13 protein-coding genes are annotated in these 19,338 nt (G+C 33.0%); 7 read left to right on the forward strand and 6 right to left on the reverse strand.

The genetic code is table 11. The annotated features are described in order from the left end of the window. The 4 genes from FLV_RS08340 (at position 1) to FLV_RS08355 (ending at position 2,831) form a co-directional block, all read left to right on the forward strand. Positions 1-600, forward strand: a complete 600-nt coding sequence (locus FLV_RS08340) for an HPP family protein (protein ID WP_243232838.1) — start codon at positions 1-3, stop codon at positions 598-600. Positions 601-729: 129 nt separating this feature from the next. After that, the gene (locus tag FLV_RS08345) at positions 730-1,269 is read left to right on the forward strand and encodes a plasmid pRiA4b ORF-3 family protein (RefSeq protein ID WP_243232839.1); all 540 of its coding nucleotides are present in this window, start codon (positions 730-732) and stop codon (positions 1,267-1,269) included. A 99-nt stretch (positions 1,270-1,368) separates the two neighbouring features. Continuing rightward, positions 1,369-1,728 (forward strand): four helix bundle protein, encoded by a 360-nt coding sequence (locus FLV_RS08350; protein WP_243232840.1) that lies wholly within the window; start codon positions 1,369-1,371, stop codon positions 1,726-1,728. Between the two features lie 44 nt (positions 1,729-1,772). Further along, on the forward strand, positions 1,773-2,831 hold the full coding sequence (locus FLV_RS08355) for a nucleoid-associated protein (protein ID WP_243232842.1): 1,059 nt from the start codon (positions 1,773-1,775) through the stop codon (positions 2,829-2,831). A gap of 68 nt (positions 2,832-2,899) precedes the next feature. Here FLV_RS08355 and FLV_RS08360 read toward each other — a convergent pair whose 3' ends face one another. Continuing rightward, positions 2,900-3,307: a response regulator gene (locus FLV_RS08360; protein ID WP_243232845.1), complete on the reverse strand. Its 408-nt coding sequence runs from the start codon at positions 3,305-3,307 to the stop codon at positions 2,900-2,902. A 3-nt stretch (positions 3,308-3,310) separates the two neighbouring features. Beyond that, entirely contained in the window at positions 3,311-5,020 is a 1,710-nt protein-coding gene (locus FLV_RS08365; RefSeq protein ID WP_243232846.1) for a PAS domain-containing sensor histidine kinase, read from the reverse strand. A 167-nt stretch (positions 5,021-5,187) separates the two neighbouring features. Here FLV_RS08365 and typA point away from each other — a divergent pair, with 167 nt between their 5' ends. Continuing rightward, positions 5,188-6,984, forward strand: coding sequence for a translational GTPase TypA (typA, locus tag FLV_RS08370; RefSeq protein WP_243232848.1), 1,797 nt, complete (start codon positions 5,188-5,190; stop codon positions 6,982-6,984). Positions 6,985-7,102: 118 nt separating this feature from the next. On the opposite strand, the gene FLV_RS08375 is transcribed toward typA, so the two are convergent. From FLV_RS08375 to FLV_RS08385, 3 genes are all read right to left on the reverse strand, one after another. After that, on the reverse strand, positions 7,103-11,626 hold the full coding sequence (locus FLV_RS08375) for a T9SS type B sorting domain-containing protein (RefSeq protein WP_243232851.1): 4,524 nt from the start codon (positions 11,624-11,626) through the stop codon (positions 7,103-7,105). Positions 11,627-11,747: 121 nt separating this feature from the next. After that, positions 11,748-12,584, reverse strand: a complete 837-nt coding sequence (locus FLV_RS08380; RefSeq protein ID WP_243232853.1) for an ABC transporter permease — start codon at positions 12,582-12,584, stop codon at positions 11,748-11,750. A gap of 3 nt (positions 12,585-12,587) precedes the next feature. Continuing rightward, positions 12,588-13,499, reverse strand: coding sequence for an ABC transporter ATP-binding protein (locus FLV_RS08385; RefSeq protein WP_243232855.1), 912 nt, complete (start codon positions 13,497-13,499; stop codon positions 12,588-12,590). A gap of 96 nt (positions 13,500-13,595) precedes the next feature. Here FLV_RS08385 and FLV_RS08390 point away from each other — a divergent pair, with 96 nt between their 5' ends. Both FLV_RS08390 and FLV_RS08395 read left to right on the forward strand, forming a co-directional pair. Next, positions 13,596-14,648 carry a hypothetical protein gene (locus tag FLV_RS08390; protein ID WP_243232859.1) on the forward strand — a complete coding sequence of 351 codons (1,053 nt, stop codon included), beginning with the start codon at positions 13,596-13,598 and terminating at the stop codon, positions 14,646-14,648. Positions 14,649-14,661: 13 nt separating this feature from the next. After that, positions 14,662-15,522 (forward strand): SdiA-regulated domain-containing protein, encoded by an 861-nt coding sequence (locus tag FLV_RS08395; RefSeq protein ID WP_243232860.1) that lies wholly within the window; start codon positions 14,662-14,664, stop codon positions 15,520-15,522. A 75-nt stretch (positions 15,523-15,597) separates the two neighbouring features. On the opposite strand, the gene FLV_RS08400 is transcribed toward FLV_RS08395, so the two are convergent. Beyond that, positions 15,598-19,332 carry a metallophosphoesterase gene (locus tag FLV_RS08400; protein ID WP_243232861.1) on the reverse strand — a complete coding sequence of 1,245 codons (3,735 nt, stop codon included), beginning with the start codon at positions 19,330-19,332 and terminating at the stop codon, positions 15,598-15,600. Positions 19,333-19,338: the final 6 nt, after the last annotated feature.

The following is a 19,338-nucleotide window of genomic DNA, read 5'->3' on the forward strand; positions in this document are numbered from 1 at the left end:
ATGCCTGTTCAAAAAATAAAAAGAGGATATCGCAAAACGAGATACATCCTCTACAAAGAAACTTTAGTAGATTATAAAGAACATTTTTGGTCTTTTTTAGGATCATTTGCCGGTATTGGAATCCTTGCTTATATTCAATCAATACATTTTTCAGGAAATGATGCTGTTTATTTAATAGGTTCTTTTGGAGCATCGAGCGTTCTGGTTTACGGAATTATTCAGAGCCCGTTCTCACAGCCCCGAAATTTAGTTGGAGGACACTTAGTTTCGGCATTTATTGGAGTTACCGTTCACAAATTAGCTCCCGATATTATCTGGATTGCGGCTCCTCTTGCTGTTTCACTGGCGATTATTTTAATGCAGATTACCAAAACTTTACATCCACCGGGAGGTGCTACGGCTCTTATTGCAATTATTGGTTCAGATAAAATAAAAGATCTGGGGTATATGTATGTACTTTCACCTGTACTAATTGGCGTTTTGATTTTGCTTTTTACTGCTCTAATTTTCAACAACATGACATCAAGCAGAAGCTACCCAAGTCATAGCACTTATCATAAACATTATCACAAAATCAGAAAACGATTAAGTCGTAAATGATTTTTTTGCCAGAAATAACATACTACATAAAAAACTCATTACAATAAAATGTTTTCAACAAATCGTAATTACTAATTCATAAATCATAATTTATATTTTACCTTTGGCTTTTCAAAAAATACAAAGATTATGGTTTATAAATTTAGAGTAATTCTGGACGCCGAAGAAGATATTTTTAGAGACATTGCAATTCTTGAAGACGACACTCTTGAGGATTTACACAATGCAATCTTCAACGCTTTTGGTTTTGACGGAATGGAAGTGGCTTCGTTTTACACTTGCGACGAAACCTGGAATCAGGAAGATGAAATTCCGCTTTTTGATACCGGAGACGTTCCCGGCGAACAGCGAACTATGAGTGATTATCCATTATCTTCTATCTTAGACAAAGAAAACACGAAGATCATCTACGTTTATGATTTTATTAATATGTGGACTTTCCTTGTAGAACTGGCCGCTATTGAAGACCAAATTGCAGGCGCACCATATCCTGAAACTTTATTCTCTCACGGAGAAATGCCTGATGATTCAGGTGAAAAAAACTTTGAAGCCGATATGCACGATGATATCTACGGCGAATTTGAAGATGACTTAGACGAAGACGATCTTGACATGTTTGAAGGAGACGACAGCTTTGAAGATTTTGGTTTTGAGGAGAATTGGAATTAGAGAAAAAGTTACTAAGGTTCTGAGATGCTGAGTCACTAAGGTGTGTTTTTTTTGAAAGTTTTTTCTTATTTTTATATTTAATGAACTAAAAATATAAAAATGAGTAATTTTAGAAGTCTGCTTATCTGGCAAAAATCAATGTCCTTAACTACCAAAATCTATTCTTCAACAAATAATTTTCCAAAAGAAGAAATCTTCGGGTTAACTTCACAAATTAGACGATGTTCCATTTCTATTCCAAGTAATATTGCTGAAGGATCTGGAAGAGAAAGCAATAAAGATTTTTTACGCTTTTTAAATATTTCAGTAGGTTCTTTATTTGAAATGCAAACTCAATTAGAAATTGCAAAAAATATAACTTATCTGAATGAACACGAATTTAATAACTTATACGAGGACAGCCGAGAAGTCGAAAGAATGTTAGTTTCATTTATCAAAAAATTGAAAGACAGAAACTAAAAAACTCAGAATCTTAGCAACTTAGAACCTCAGCACCTTTAAACATGATCAACTTATTCAACACCCACATCGAGACGCTTGCGATACACCGCGTAGGAAACAAAAGCCGAAACGAAGCGATTTTTTTATCAGAACAGCCTTTTAATTTAAATGATGAAATCGTGCCTTTGATAAAAGAATACTTTTTTAAGCCTTTTAGAGAGAAAGAAGAAAACTATTATCAGTTTGCACACGAAGTTGATTTAGATTACAACGACATGTTTAAATATGCTACGGAGATTTTTACCAATCCGGGCAATTTACAGGAGATTTCAAAAAAAATTACTACGCATTTATTCGAGCAGTCGAATCATCCGCATATTAAAAACGGAGAGGTTTATGTTACTTATTTAACGAATTTGAGTATCGACAATAATGTTGTGGATGCCATCGGAATTTTTAAAAGCGAATTACAAGCCGACTTTTTACAGTTTGAAGAAAAAGACAGTAATCTTGAAATGATTTTGCAACAGGGAATCAACCTTAGCAAATTAGATAAAGGATGTTTGATTTTTAACTATAAAAAAGAAGAAGGATACAAAATTCTAACTGTAGACAGCAACCGTTACGATGCGCGTTACTGGCTAGAACACTTTTTATCTGTTGATGCTTTTGAAGATGAAAATTTCATCACAAAAAAATATTTAAAATTCTGTCAAAACTTCGCAAAAGACGTGGTTTTACCAGCAGAAGACAAGAAAGAGGAAGTAATGTTCATGAACCGATCTGTGAATTATTTTGCTAAAAATGATCAGTTTGAAGAACAAAATTTCCTGAATGAAGTATTAGACAATCCGGACTTAATTCCTGAATTTAAAAACTATAAAGTTGATAAAGGAGAAAAATACAGCATCGAAGATGTAACCTCATTCCCTATTGCAAACGCAGCAGTTTCTGACGCCAGAAAATCGATTAAAAACGTTATTAATCTGGATACTCATATTCAGATTAAAATGGATTTTATCAATCCTGAAAGCGCTGAGAAATTTGTTGAAAAAGGCTGGGATGAAGAAAAACAAATGTATTACTACTTAGTATATTTCAATAAAGAAGAAAAAAACTAAGAAGGCATTCATTTTCTATTACTTACTTAAAACAAAAAACGGCAATTACATTTATAATTGCCGTTTTTTTATAGTTCTATTTTATTTTTCAGATATTCAATCATTTGCAAGGTTATTGGCTTAGAAAGAAAGTCAAGAATAATAGGATATTTTTTTGCCTTAGCCAGATCTTCAGGATTAATGGTAGAGGACAAAACAATAACATTTATTGAATTAAATTCATCGTAATCCGATAATGTAAAATGATCCAAAAACTCCCATCCTCCCATGACCGGCATGTTTAAATCCAAAAAAATTAATTGCGGTTTTTTTACCGGCTGCTCTTTACTATATTTTAAAGTATTGAAATACGACAACGCTTCTTCACCGTTTTGAGCTGTAATGATTTCATCAGAAAAACCAGATCTTGCAATTACTTTTTTAGACAGCATCAATGTAATAGGATCATCATCAATACATAAAATTTGTTCCAACATAACTTAATTTTTAAATGTTATGATAAATGAGGTTCCTTTGTTTACCTCACTCTCAACACTAATTGTTCCTCCCATAGTCTCAACCTGAGATTTTACAAGATATAAACCAAGACCTTTACTATCTGGATAATTATGAAACCTTTGATACAATCCGAAAACTTTATCAGCGTTTCTTTCTAAATCAATACCGATTCCGTTATCAGTAAAAGTTAGAAAAACTCTCTGATCAATCTGTTCAGCAGTTATAGAGATTTTTAATTTTCTATTCTCTGATTTATATTTTATCGAATTCGTCAACAAATTTAGTAATATACTTTCAATATACGCCTTATTAGTATTAAGTAAAGGAACTTTATCTAACTTAAGTTTTATTATTGGCTTATGTATCTCTATTTGAAAGGATAACTGACCAAATACATTTTCAAAAACTTCACTTAAAGTAACCATTTCTTTTTGTATAGAAGGATTATCTTTTATAATGATAACTTTTACTAAATCATTAATCGTTTCATTAAGGAGATTTGTAGACTTATAAAAGCCACTTAATATTTCTTCTAATTCAGGATTTTCAATTGAAATATCCTCTATTAAATTTAGCAATCCCATCAAATTAGATAACGGAGCTCTTAGATTATGCGAAGTTATATAAGAAAACTGCTTTAAATCTTTATTATTTTGGGTCAATTCACGAATTAAATGCTCTTTTTCTGTTTCTAATTTTTTCTCTTCCGTAATATCCTGCTGAATAGATATCCAATGAGACAAAACACCTTCTGAATTAAAAATCGGAATCATTGAAAAACGAACCCAATACTCCTTTTTGTCTTTACTATAGCTTATGGTTTCAATCAAGCATTCTTTTTCTTCTCTGATTGCTTTTAATACTTTTTTCAATGCTTCTGAATCCGAATTAGGCCCTTTAAAAACATTTGGTGACTGCCCTAGTATTTCATCGGATTCGTAGCCTGACATTTTAGAAAAAGCAGGATTTACGTAAACAATTCTCGGAATTTTACCATCTATAGAATTTGCCTCGGTAATTAAAATAGAATCTTTAGATTGCGTAATTACAGTTTCTAATAATTTAAGTCTCTGCTCCTCTGCTTTTTGTTTTGAAATATCCTGAATAGCACCAATCATCCGGACTGCCTTGCCATTTTCATCTTTTAAAAGAAAGCCTCTGTCTAAAACATACTTATAAGTTCCATCTGCACATCTGAACCGATATTGATCCTGCCACTTTTCGGTTTTCTGCTCAATAAAAGAATATAGTTTAACAGACATTCTGATACTATCTTCAGGGTGAATTTTATCAAACCACCATTTCGAAGTCATTCCTACATCTTGCTGTTTATACCCAAAAACATTTTCGATCCCTCTATTCCAGGTAATGTAATCCTCCTGAATTCTCCAATCCCATATTGTATCACTGGTAGCTTTTGAAACGATATCATACTTTTCATTAGATTCTTTAATCTCTTCATTCGTAAATTGCATTTTTTTTAAAATGGAAACATTTCTGCTTTCATTTTTTGATAAAATATAATTAAAAATAACACCTGTAAAAAGTATAAAAAAGATGTCTTTTACAAAACTGTAATAAAACAATTCAGTTTTTAAAGCGTAGTAAACTAGAAATTTATGACATAAGATAGCCATAAATAACGAAATGACAATGTATATCAGCGTAATCTGTTTGCGTTTACTTTTCATTACTCAAATATAGACAAATAAACCAGATTGAAACAAATAGAAATGCTTTAAAATCTATCGTATTATTACTATTTCGTTAAACTAATTCGTTGGCATTACGTAAACTATCTTCAAAACGTTTTTTATTAAAAAATAAAGTGTACCTTTGCGCCCATTAAAAATCACAGATGGAATCTATTAGAAACATTGCAATTATTGCCCACGTCGATCACGGTAAAACCACTTTGGTTGATAAAATTATGTATCACTGTCAATTATTTCGTGAAAACGAAAACACAGGTGATTTAATTCTTGATAATAACGATTTAGAGCGTGAGAGAGGTATTACCATTACTTCTAAAAACGTTTCTGTTCAGTACAAAGGGACAAAAATCAATATTATTGATACTCCTGGTCACGCCGATTTTGGAGGTGAAGTAGAACGTGTGTTGAACATGGCCGATGGTGTATGTTTGCTAGTGGATGCATTTGAAGGTCCGATGCCACAAACTCGTTTCGTATTACAAAAAGCTATTGATTTAGGTCTTAAGCCTTGTGTAGTTATCAACAAAGTTGATAAAGAAAACTGTACTCCTGAAGAAGTTCACGAAAAAGTTTTTGACTTAATGTTTGAATTAGGTGCTGAAGAATGGCAGTTGGATTTTCCAACAGTTTATGGTTCTGCAAAAAACAACTGGATGTCTGATCATTGGGAAAACGTAACTGATAATGTGGAAGCATTATTGGATATGGTTGTTGAAAATGTACCAGCTCCTAAAGTATCAGAAGGTAATCCTCAAATGTTGATTACATCTTTAGATTTCTCTGCATTTACTGGGCGTATCGCTATTGGTCGTTTAGAAAGAGGTATTTTAAAAGAAGGTATGGCAATATCTTTGGTAAAAAGAGACGGTACTGTAACAAAATCAAGAATTAAAGAATTACATACTTTTGAAGGTCTTGGACGTAAAAAAGTTACAGAAGTAATTGCTGGAGATATTTGTGCTGTTGTAGGTATTGAAGGTTTTGAAATTGGAGATACAATATCTGATCACGAAAATCCTGAAGGATTAGCATCTATTGCTATCGATGAGCCTACAATGAGTATGTTATTTACGATCAATGACTCTCCTTTCTTTGGTAAAGAGGGTAAATTTGTAACTTCTCGTCATATTAGAGAGCGTTTAACAAAAGAATTAGAGAAAAACTTAGCGATGAAGTTAGGTGAAACTGATTCTGCTGATAAATTCATGGTTTTTGGTCGTGGTGTACTTCACTTATCTGTTCTTATTGAAACAATGAGAAGAGAAGGTTACGAATTACAAATTGGTCAGCCGCAAGTTATCATTAAAGAGATTGATGGTAAAAAATGTGAGCCAATTGAAGAATTAACAATCGACTTACCAGAAAATCTTTCTGGAAGAGCTGTTGAATTTGTTACACTTCGTAAAGGTGAAATGTTAAGTATGGAAACTAAGGGTGAGCGTATGATTATTAAATTTAATATTCCATCTCGTGGAATTATTGGATTACGTAATCAGTTACTTACTGCTACTGCCGGTGAAGCGATTATGTCACACCGTTTCATTGGATATGAGCCTTACAAAGGTGAAATTGCAGGACGTAACAAAGGTTCATTGATTTCTATGGAAAAAGGAAAAGCTATTCCTTACTCTATCGATAAATTACAAGACCGTGGTAAGTTTTTTGTTGAACCAAATGCTGAAATTTACGAAGGTCAGGTAATTGGAGAAAACTCTCGTGGTGATGATATGTGTGTAAACGTAACGAAAGAGAAAAAACAATCTAACGTTCGTTCATCCGGAAATGATGAAAAAGCGAGAATCATCCCGCCAATCATTTTCTCATTAGAAGAAGCTTTAGAATACATTCAAAAAGATGAATATGTAGAGGTTACTCCAAAATCTATTCGTTTAAGAAAAATCTATTTGACTGAAACTGATAGAAAAAGATTTAAAATCTAAAAGATTTAAATTTCAATATAGAAATCCCAAATTCCAATCATGGAGTTTGGGATTCTTTTTTTTAAGAAATTTTTATTGGAATTTGAAAATTGGAATTTGAAAATTGGAATTTGAAAAATTATCTTTTCAAACTAAAATGCCCTTTTGCTTCACGTCCATTTTCAAATTTTGCCGTATACCAGTAATCGTCAGCAGGCATTGGACTTCCTTGAAATGTTCCATCCCAGCCCGAACCAAAAGGCGAAATCTGGTTAATCAGTTTTCCATATCTATCAAAAATATAAAGGATTGATTTTGAATAAAATTCTGCACTTACACCTTTTACATTCCAGGTGTCATTATGACCATCTCCATTTGGAGTGAAAAATTTTGGAGCTCCAAGCACCGCAATTCTTTTTTCTATAATTCCACATCCATTTAAATCTTTGATGTAAATGGTATGAAAACCTACATCAACATTTACAAACAGATTTGAATCTACATAAGAATCTTTTAAGCCCGTCATACTATAAACATAATTTCCCGGACCGGTTACATTTACCATTACCGAATTATTCTCGCTTAAATCTTTAATTTCAACAGCTGAAATTCCCGCAATATCTGATGCCACAACTTTAATCGTTCGGGTTCTGGAACAATTATTTGTATTTTTTACCTCAACAGTGTAGATTCCTGCTTTATTTACTTCTATCGAATAAGTTGTCGCTCCCAAAATTGTATTTCCATCCAAATACCACTGATAGGTATAATTATTTATTGGTGTACCGTCATTAATCCCAGCTTCAAGCTTTACCATAAATTCAGGTAAATTATTACACACAATTTCATTTTCTATTCCATCAATATTCAAATCTATATTTGGAAATGGATTAACTATTAAATTAAAAGTTGTAAACCCAAAACAATCATTAGACACGAAATTTTCGACCCTTGCCCATATTTTTTGATTATTTGGATATCCAATATTTCGATAATTTGAAATATCTGCAATCGCCAATGAATTTCCGAGAGCATCAGTTTCAGCCAGAAAATCAATCTCATTTTTATAATAACTCACAACATAATTTGATACAGGAGCAGGAAGTGTATTTTTAATTTGCTGCGTTACATTACTAAAGTCAAAACCTGAAATACCATCTGTATCTGTACTAACATCATTTATAAAATCATCACAAAGTTGAAAATCTGCAATTTTAAAACTATTCGGAATTTGAGTCACAGATACTACAAGCCTCAATTGTGAAACGCTAAAACAGTCATTTGCATTTTCTATACGCACATAAATTGTTTTGTCTGAACTAATATAAGTTAAAGGATCTCCAATTAAGAAGGAGTTATCTTTTGATTCTGCTGCTGCTAAAGTAGTGTAATAACTAAATTTTTCCAGTGCTGAATTAGCTGAAATAGCATTATTCTTCTGAGTCAGGTTAAATGTAGAAATACCGTCTATATCATCGTCACATTGCACTAAAGTTACCGGTGAACTAACCGCTGGCAATGCTAGTATTGTCAAAGTTGCAGCATTAGAATATAATCCGCAGGAATTTCCTGCTCTGTTCAGGAACACTCTGTATTGATACGTATTCATTGATTTTAAAACGTTTGACACCGTCAGAGACAATGTATTTACACCTGAATACGCTGTATTATTAATCAAATCATTCCACGTGACACCATTATTAGTAGAAACCTGCCATTGGTAACCTGAGACTAAAGCAGCTGTGACTGTAAAAACTGTATTTTGTAATTCACAAACCGATTTGTTCTCCGGTTGTTTATCAATAATGATGGGTGCGGCAATTGTGTAATTTAAATTTGGACTTGTATAACCAGTTCCACTTGTAACCACTCCATTTTTATTTACCGTTGGAGGAAAAACTGCTCCCAAAATACGATCATTATTACTGTCACCGAAACCCGCTTCTATAACATCAGAACACAAATCATTATCACTATCAAGCTCTGTATGATTATAAATGCCGTCTGAATCAGTATCTGTTAAACTATAATTTAGTTTTCCACTTTCCGGAGTAGTTTCTACTGAATTTGCCAATCCATTTGCACCAAAATTATTTCCGTCAATTACACCATCCCGATTTACATCTGCAGCATTACTCCCAGACTCAGTTACATCATAAATTCCATCATTATCACTATCCAAATCTATATAATCAGGAATAGCATCATTATCAAAATCCGAGGGCACTAATCCGCTTCCATAAGCATCATCAATTCCATCATGATTTGCATCAGCATTTGAAACCGCTTTTAAATTTACACCTTGCGCTTCAACAGTATCCGGAATACCATCATTATCACTGTCCAAATCTAACTGATCTTCAATCCCGTCATTATCTGAATCCCTAGGAACACATACCAAATAGAATTTTAATGATGTTCTGTTTGATGCTACATCTGAAAGATTTTGATGCTTAAAACTAAGCATTTTAGACTGATTCGTTAAAAATTTAAAAGTTCCCGTACCAGCGGCTAATGGGACAGCACCATTAAGTCTGAAACGAATTTCAAAGGATGAAAATTCAGTTACACCGCTTTCATAAAAACCGTCATAATTGGTATCAATCAATAATTGATTGTTTGGATTTAATACGGTTATCGTTTTATTCGTTTCGGAATTTACAATATACTCAGCAGTAGAATTCAGTAAATCAGTACTATTTCCTGTTGAAATATAATCCAGTCCAACTGAAGCAGGCTTTGCAAAAGTCATTGTATATTTTACCCAATTCTCTTTACCAGCAGGTACTTCGCTAACAAAACTTCCATCAGAGGTTCCTGAAAAAGGCACACTGCTCGTTGTCATTGAAGTAGTAATCGCGCCAGTGAAGGAATTTGTATAAGTACCAACAGAAATAGCATTCGAACTTAAATTAGAAAGATTGACACTCTGATTCCCAAACGATTCGGTACAGTTCGCTATTCCATCCCCATCATTATCCAAATCTATATTGTCATTAACTTTGTCATTATCCATATCAGCAGGACAATCGCTAACGGGAATTTCATCCGAAAAAAATTCTGTTCCACAGGCTGATAATATAGCTTTTACTTTATAATATCCCGGTTGTGTTGGTGAATAGCTATTTGAATTAGCTCCCGGAATTTCCAAATCATTAAAATACCATTGAAAAACATCAAATCCGGCAACAGAACTCACATTAAGCCTAACATTAGGAACACAACTCGATTGGTTTAAATTTAATGGTTGAAAATTCACTTCGGGTTTAAAGGTAAAACCTGAGTAATACCCTCCAAATGTTGCGGCGTTCTCACTACCGTATGCCGCTAAATACAATTGAGAAGTAGAAAAAACAGATACATTTCCTTTTAGACCTGTTAAAACATAACATTCATATTCTGTATTTCCGGTTACAGAAGTTGGCCCTAAAACTTTTACTTCCGGACGCAGGGAAGCTAAAGTATAAGCAACCTTATCAATTACAAAACTTAAAGCTGAACCTTTTTTAGTTGTAATTGCAACTCTGCCGGTAAAAACACGATTCCCTATAGATTCAATAGCAGGAATATTATCTATCGATTTTGGAGTCTGACAGCTTAAAGGCGGAACAAAAAACATTTCCTGATTGGCTTCATCGGTTCTTGAACCATCCCCGACACTCTGATAAGCAAAGATATTTTTACTGGAACGTACATACAAATTTCCCTGAAGATTATAATCCGAACCTAAAAGCGAAACATATTCACCAGCATTAATGATATAATTTGGGGTTAATGAGCCATTTAAAAATATTTCGGTATTATCTTCATGAGCAATTAAAATCACTTTTTCTACATTGTCTGAGCCAGTACTTTTAATAAAAATATAATCAGTTCCTGTTCTTTCTGCGGAAACAATTTGATCCAATCCTAAATCCATATTAGTTCTTAACTCCCCATTGGATCCTGCAAACGAACCACAATTAACAGCTATTGGTTTATTTGAAGTAATCAATGCTCCAATCAGTGCGTCATTATTAGTCTTCGTTGGGCCTTTCACTGCAATAGTATAGCTTTCTCCACTGTTTAAAGTAATACTAAAGGTTGAGTTAGCTGTAATGCTATTATTAATCAAAATTGCCCCATTTTTGATGTCTTTAAAATTGACTATTGTATTGTTTTCAGTTGCTAAAACAGATGCAAATGTCAAATGCACCTCTGAGTACCCCTCGTTTACTTTATTTGTAAAACCACTAATTCTAAACTGAGTACCTAATGCAGCCAAACCTTTAGAAACTATTTCACTTGCCTGATTTTCGGTTCTGTCAATAACCCTAACTGTTGCATAAACTACATCTCCTGCTTCAATAACATAACCTTTGTTAGACTTAACACTGCTTACCTCAGATTCATTCAAAACTAATTGACTATCATTGTGTGCATTAATATCAAAAACATAAGGTATATCTCTGGAAACTGTTCCGGTGGTAATTGCTCCGCCAATTTCGTTTATACTAAAACTTACCGGAGTTAAGCTTGGAGTCGAAATATAAATATACTGCTCTCCTACAGGCACTTCATCCGAAGCCACTACAGGCGGTATATAATGAGTTTTACTAAATTGTGAAAAACTCAAAAATGGCAGTAATAGCAGTGAAAGATATAAAAGTATATTTTTTAACATATTTTAAAAGTAATAATTTTTGCATTACTTTTTATATCAAAATATTTTTTTACGTCCTTTTACAAAATTATTTCTCGGGATATATTCAAAAAATCCGAAAAAAACTACAGCCTTAAAAAAATTACAAATCTCTTTTTTTCAACACTTTATACGAAAAGTAAGCAAACAAGAATGTCCAGACTAAAACTATTAAAACTGAAAAGTAATTGGTACTGTAATCTATATTGTCTTGGTATCCTATTTGATTCTGAATATTTCGTATAACAGATAACCTTGAAAATGGCAAGACAATCAGATTTGACATAGATTCTAAAGGCAGAAACTGTGTAATTTTTTCATCAACATTACTGTTAGGAAAAATCCAAAAGGCTAAAAAACCTCTAATAATTGATTCAACAAAAAGCCATACCAAAAGAAAACCTAATGCAAAAGCAGACCGTTTTACTAAAATTCCCAAAAACAAACAGAAAGAAAAGAAACCCGTCAGTTTTACAAAAAAGGCTAACAAATAGTCCAAATCTGTGATAATTATTCCAAATTCTGTATAAGATGAAAAACAAAGCCCTAAAATCAGACTCATTACAAAAACAAAAACAGTAGAGCACAAAGCAAAAAGTACAACCGTTAAAAATTTAGACAATACAAATTCTTTTTTGCTCAAACCATCTATTAAATTTTGTTTTAAAGTACCGTAACTATACTCATTTGCCATCATAGAAACAATTACAATCGCCAGAAAAAACTTAAGCCAGGCAGCAATATAAGTATTAAGATGCCAGATAAACGGAAAATTAAAAATTCCCATTTCGGCTAAATTTAACTTAAAAAATCCAATTTCAAATTTTATTGAAGCTATCAAAGCTATAAATGAAAGCAAAATAAAATAAGTTATAGTTAACACTTTACTGGCTTTATTTTTCCAGATTTTCTGTAATTCTATAGAGAGAAGTCTGTTCATGGCTTAGTTGTTTTTGGGACTTGCATTTTGGGTTAATTCTAAAAATTGGGCTTCTAAACTGTTTTTGCGTTTTACTAAATGATTCAAGGCAATATTTTTAGAAAACAAAAACAAATTCAATTCTGAAGCTGATAATTCTGATTTTAAATAAACCAAAACTTTCCCGTCTTCTTCAGTAATCCTGTCAACAGCCGAATGTTCAGTTAAAACAATTTTCAAAGCTTCATTATCCTCGCACTGAACTTCAAAAAAACTTTCATTTGCCGACATTCCGTCAACAGAACCTGAATAAAGCATCTCCCCTTTTCGCAAAACAACAACGTGTGAGCAAACTTTTTCAACTTCATCCAATAAATGTGAAGCCAGTAAAATGGTGGTTCCCTGCGAAGCAATTTTTTTGATAATATCCCTAATCTGATGAATTCCCTGAGGATCTAAACCATTTGTGGGCTCATCCAAAATTAAGATTTCCGGATCATTTAAGAGTGCAGAAGCAATCGCCAGACGCTGTTTCATTCCTAATGAGAATGTACTGAATTTACTATTCTTCCTTTCTGCCAAATCTACTAAATTCAGTTTTTCATCGATTTTAGAATAATCAATACTTTTTATTTTGCAAACCAGCTTGAGATTTTCTTCGGCTGTCATGTACGGATAAAAATTAGGACGTTCTATAATAGCACCCACTTTTTTTAGAGCTTCGTGAGTTTGCATTTTTCCACCAAACCAACTGTAACTTCCTGATGTCCGATTAACAACATTCAGCACAATTCCTAAGGTAGTAGATTTTCCGCTTCCGTTTGGTCCTAAAATACCATAAACGCGTCCTTTTTGTATTTCAAAAGATATATTTTTCAAGGCCTGAATTCGCCCATATCTTTTATGAAGATTCTCAATTGTTAGTATGGTTTCCAAATTTATACGGTTTTAGTTTTTAGTAAGACGTTTCAACTTTTATTTTGTTACTCCTAAATATAAATTAATGTAAATTTGCATTTAAAGATATTGAAAATGAGCGAGCCTTTAATGCTTTTTAAAAAACCTTCTTACCCTTTAACACAATCACTTTTAAGCTATTTAGAAAGATACGAACGAATCTCAAAAGTTTCTGTGTTTTATGACGACTTATTGCGCTTTTCAGGCTCTATAAATGTGTACGATAAAAATGATATTGATACGTTATGGATCAGGGTTTATTACAATGAATTTGAAAGAAATGAAATTGATCTGAACCTGAAAAAAATATATTCGCTATTACATTCTGATGGAAACAGCGAAATTATTCAGTACCTCAATGTTGATGCAATTGACTATTGTACTTTTGGAAATTCAAAACCTTTCCGAATTAAAGTACGAAATATCCTGAATGACAATTACGTTCATTTTTACATCAAAAAAGCAGATGCTTCGAGAATTTACGGACTGGAATTAGAAGACATTCTCTCGCCGGATAAAATCAACTTTCTGGTTTACAATAATACTTTGATAGAAGAACATATTATCGGAATTCCCGGTGATGTTTTTATGGATACCTTATTAGATAAATGTACAGAAACAGAAAAAGCACAAATTGCAAAAGAGTTTGTAAAATTTAACGAACGCTGTATGATTAGGCTATTGGGCGACATGAGAGCCTATAATTATGTAATTGTCCCAATTCATGATTTTGATCAGGTAGTGTATAAAATTCGTCCGATTGATTTTGACCAGCAATGTTATGAAGGCAATTTTAAAGTGTACCGCCCTCAGTTTTTCAAGGAAAATTACCCAATGATAAAACTGATTAAGGAAAAACTTGAGGAACGTTCCATTTTTCAGTATAAAGACGAAGAGCGTGCCATTTTGGCAAAACGCATCCACTCTGCGGAAAACAGAATTAAAAAGTTATTGAATATAATGTGCCACGATACCATTTCAACAGAAGAACATTTGAATCAGCTAAAAATGGAATTATACCGTTATACTAATGATATGAAATTTAAAAATGCCAAATCAATGGGGCATATCATGCATGCGGCCTTCGAATTTATAACACGTAATTTTAAAAACACCAATTTGGTTTAAAAAAATAATTTTTATGAAAAAGTCTTTTGTAATAACCGTTTCTATTGCTTTATTAGCTTGTCAGCAACAATCTAATACCGATTTAAAAACACTTTATTCGCTTCCTAAAAAACTAAAAGAAGTTTCAGGAATAACTTATTTCCCAGAAACCAATACAATCTACTCACTGGAAGACAGTGGTAATAAAAATGCTATTTATGCAATTAATTCACAAGGAAAACTATCCAGAACAATCACTGTTTCAAATGCAAAAAACGTAGACTGGGAAGATATTACCAAAGATAAAAGCGGCAATATTTATATTGGCGATTTTGGAAATAATGACAACGAACGCAGGGATTTATGCATTTATAAAGTCAACAAAAATCAACTAAATAAAGATACTGCTTTAGCTGAATATAAAATTTCATTCTCCTATCCGGAACAAAAAGAATTTCCTCCAAAGAAAAGAGAACTATTTTATGATGTGGAAAGCTTCTTTGAACATAACGGTTCTTTTTATCTTTTTACCAAAAACCGAAGCAAAGGTTTTGACGGAACTGTATTTATTTACAAAATCAAAAATGCTTCAGGAACTCAAAAAGCAGTTAAAATAGGCGAATTTAAAACCTGCAGCAACTACAATCATTGTGTTTTAACCAGTGCAACTATTAGTCCCGACGGCAAAAAAGTAGCATTACTAAGTCATGATAAAATTGTTTTATTGAAAGGCTTTAAAGGAGATTTATTTGATAAAGGTTCACAGACTGAAATAAACCTAAATCATTTTTCACAAAAAGAAGCTGTCGTTTTCAAAGACAACAACACCCTACTTATCGCCGACGAGAAGACCGATAAAATAAGTGGAAATGTTTATGAATTTAAGCTAAAATAATCCAAGTTGCTGAGATTCTGGGTAACAAAGAAAAAACTTAAAATCTTAGCAACTCAGAACCTTAGCCTCTTAAAATTAAAAACTATACGCTGCTCCAAAAACAACTCTCCCAGGTTCGTCAGGAGACTGGAAATAAGAGATTCTTGCAGTTAATAAATTCATAGCATTCAGCCATAATCCGCCGCCATAATCCTGATGCCATTTTCTTGAGTTTTCTCCGTCAAGCCAGATCCTTCCGTAGTCAAAACCTCCAAGAATACCGTATGACATTGGTGCAACCGTACGATGGATTTTTCCAATACTAAAACGCAAATCACTACTTTGAGAGAAATAGGAATTTCCTAAAAAACGTTCATTTCTGTACCCGCGTAAATCAGTATCACCACCTAAAGAAGCTCCGTGATAAAAGTCAAAATTATTATTTAAAATTGCTTTCCCTTTTAGTAACGTAGCTAAAACTAATTTTCCGTTATGATCAATTTTATGTGTAAATCCTAAAACACTTTCAAGTGTTGGGAAATTTTGCTTAGTTTCAGTTAAATTTGTTACCCACATTCCCGAAATCATAAAATGTATTCCCAGAGTTGGTTTTGCTACAAAATCAGAATTTTTAAACACATATTTTGCTTTTAAGCCTCCGTATGTCTGACCGTTAAACACATTCGGATTTATAATACCGGGTACGTCAATAAAACGATTTTCCGTTTCTTCCACTGTCAAACGCTGAAAAATTGGCTGTATGCTAAATTCACTTCCAAAACGCCCAACGTGTCTTATCGCCCCCGAAACAGTAAACTTTCTGATGCGGACTCTGTTGTAATCCATCCCGAATTCTTCATCATCGTTTTCAGTTTCATTTCCGTATCCAAAATAATTCATCGCAAAATTCGGCGTAGTATACTGAGATTCAACATCAATAACCCATTTCCCTAATAATCCCGGAAAATGTGCCGCATAATTAAATTCTAAACCCCCAGTCGCAAAATAATAAAATCCATTTAAAACATGTCGCTGTGTGTATGGATTCTGTTTAAAATTATTAACCGTGTAATTCAAATTGAAACCAACTTTTACACCATCATCCGGATTAAATCCAATGTTTGGAAGACCTGATATTACATTGTATTTTGGCTTTTCATAATTATATAAATTAACATCATAATCATCTGTAAGCTGGGTTCTGGTTTTTGAATCTAAATTATAAGTGTTTTCTTTTGATTTAAAATCATACACAATAACCTTTTTACCGTTTTCAACAGTATAAGTGTCATTGTTCTGACCACCTATTAAACGAATCTTTATTTTTGATTTTTGATCTCCTTTTACCTCAAAAACATCATTATCATCAAGTCCGTAAATCCATAAATTTTTAGTTTTAGCATCGGTTACTGTTTTGGTGTAAACCAAATCATCTCCCTCTTTTTTAATTCTGAAAACCTGAATTTCAATACTTTTTTCCGAATTATAATTGATAACGAATTTATCTTTTTTATCAGTTCCGGCCAACATTACGGTTCTGCTTAGCACATCAAAATACTCTGAAGCATATTTTTGAAGATCTTTTTTTCTGTTTTTTAATTTCTTTTTGATGTCCTCAACCGTTTCATCCTGAACTTCTCTTGGCATGTTTTTAAAAGCAGTATCAATATCAGCATCTGATAAATTTTCCTGAATAAATTTAGCTTCTGCAATCCAGTCTTTTTCTTCGGCAGTTCTTAAAAAGGCCAAATCCATTGGATACGGCTCTCTGTTAAGCCATTTTATATTATCAATTTTGCCTTTAAAAGTACGCATATGACGAAGTGCCGGAATATTCATTAAAAGCGAAAGTAAAGCCCCGTCGTACTTAACGAAAGCCTGATCACGGTCACGCGGAATTGGTTTGTAAATAATCTTATCCTCTTTTTTATATTCGCCCCAGCGCCATTGGTCACTATGCCTGTCCCAATCGCCAATAAGCATATCAAACAAACGTGCTTTAATGTATTCTTTTTCGTCTACAGCGTATTTTTCATCTTTATGAAGATTTTTCATCATATCGTCTGTACTGATAATATTGGATGGATTTCCAAAATTTTTAGCATCCAGATGATTGTCAGCCGGACGTTCCTCTACCATATACAGCTGGTCTCCAAAGTTTGAATTAAACTCTTTCAAACCTTCCTGTTTCGGAATATAATATAAAATTGGATTAGTATGCGAAAGTCCTATCTGATCAGACATACTCGCTGTTACAAAAGAAGCATACGGATGAGAAGTAGTATAAAAATCCAGTAAAAAATCCTCCGTATAGGTTTTCTGAAAATCGTTTACAATATACTGATCCTTAAAAGCAACCGACTGTAAAAAAACTGTAGCACTTTTTTTCATAGCCCGCATTATATATTCCCTTCCTTGTGGATCAGACATTCGTAACGAAATTGATTGATGCCCTCCGCCTTCGCGAATGGGTTTCAAACCTCCTTTTAAAGTATCTACTGTAGCTGTTTTAACTTCAATTGGCAGGCTGTAGTATTTTCTGTAATGATTTCCGAATAAAAATTTATGCACCAAACTTTTTCTGGTCATTTCCGGCGAATAAATTGAAGTTTTAATCGTTGACGGAAAATTATTTGGGATATTTGAAGCCCAGTTAATTTCCTTTGCTTTTATAATCTCATGCTCAAAAAGCTTTTTCTCCTTATTATTTTCATTTCCAAAAAAAGCCACTTTTGCATCACCGCTTTTGTATAAAGTTAATGTTGCATAACCATTTCCTCCATACGAAAAATCGGTTGCATTTATAGCTCTTGCGGCTTCAGATTTTGAACCGGCACCGCTAATAATCTGATTGATATTTTCTTTACTGATGTACTGCAGATTATGATCGTGTCCTGAAACAACAATTACATTCTTCTGTTTTTGAAGTAACGTCTTTATTCGTTTTGAATAAATAGTATATTGTTTATTTTGAAGATCCTGCGGACTCGCACCGGAAGTTTTTCTCAACAAATTGATAAACGACCCAATAACCGGAAGCGGAATCTTTTTTTCTAAGGGAAATAATTGTTTTTTCCACGAAAATTGTCCGCCGTGAGATCCGTTGCTCATTAAAGGATGATGAATAGCCAGAACAACTGTTTTCTCCTGATTTTTATTTAAAATACTTTCCAGCTCATCAAAAAAATCTTCTCTGGTTTTAATATCACAATTATCGTTAATAGTTGGATGATCATCCCAATCTTCCAAAAACCATTCGCTGTCAACAGTAACCAATGTTGTAGTGCTGTCAATTTTTACATCTTCAATTGGACAGGCTTTTCTTGGCAAAAATGCTTTTTTATCACTCAGATATTTAGTCACAAAATCAGCCTGACGCTCAAGACCTTTGATACCATTGTACCAGTCATGATTTCCAGGAATTATAATTGTTTTTCCTTTGAATCCTTTTGTTAATTTTAATTGATTGGTAAGTTTTTCTTCTGCCAAAGCAATCTCCGATGCATTACCTTTTGCTGGAAAACCTTTTGGATAAATGTTGTCTCCTAAAAACAGTAAAGTCGCTTTTTTACCTGACTTTTTAAGTTTTTGATGCAACAGTTCTAAAGTTTGCTGTGCCTGTTCTTCATCAGCATTTCCGGCATCTCCAACTAAATAAAAAGTGTGTGCAATTTTTATGGTGTCAGTTGCGTTTTGTGTATCGTTGGCACTCACATTTTTTCCGTATTGCGCTTTATGGGTCGCACACGAAATCATGAGTAAAACGGTAATTATTGCTAAAGAAAAATTTTTAATCCTGGCAATAAAATGATTATCCAAAAACAATTTCATAATTTA

The organism is Flavobacterium pectinovorum (assembly GCF_022802975.1).
In the GTDB taxonomy this organism is placed as follows: domain Bacteria; phylum Bacteroidota; class Bacteroidia; order Flavobacteriales; family Flavobacteriaceae; genus Flavobacterium; species Flavobacterium pectinovorum_B.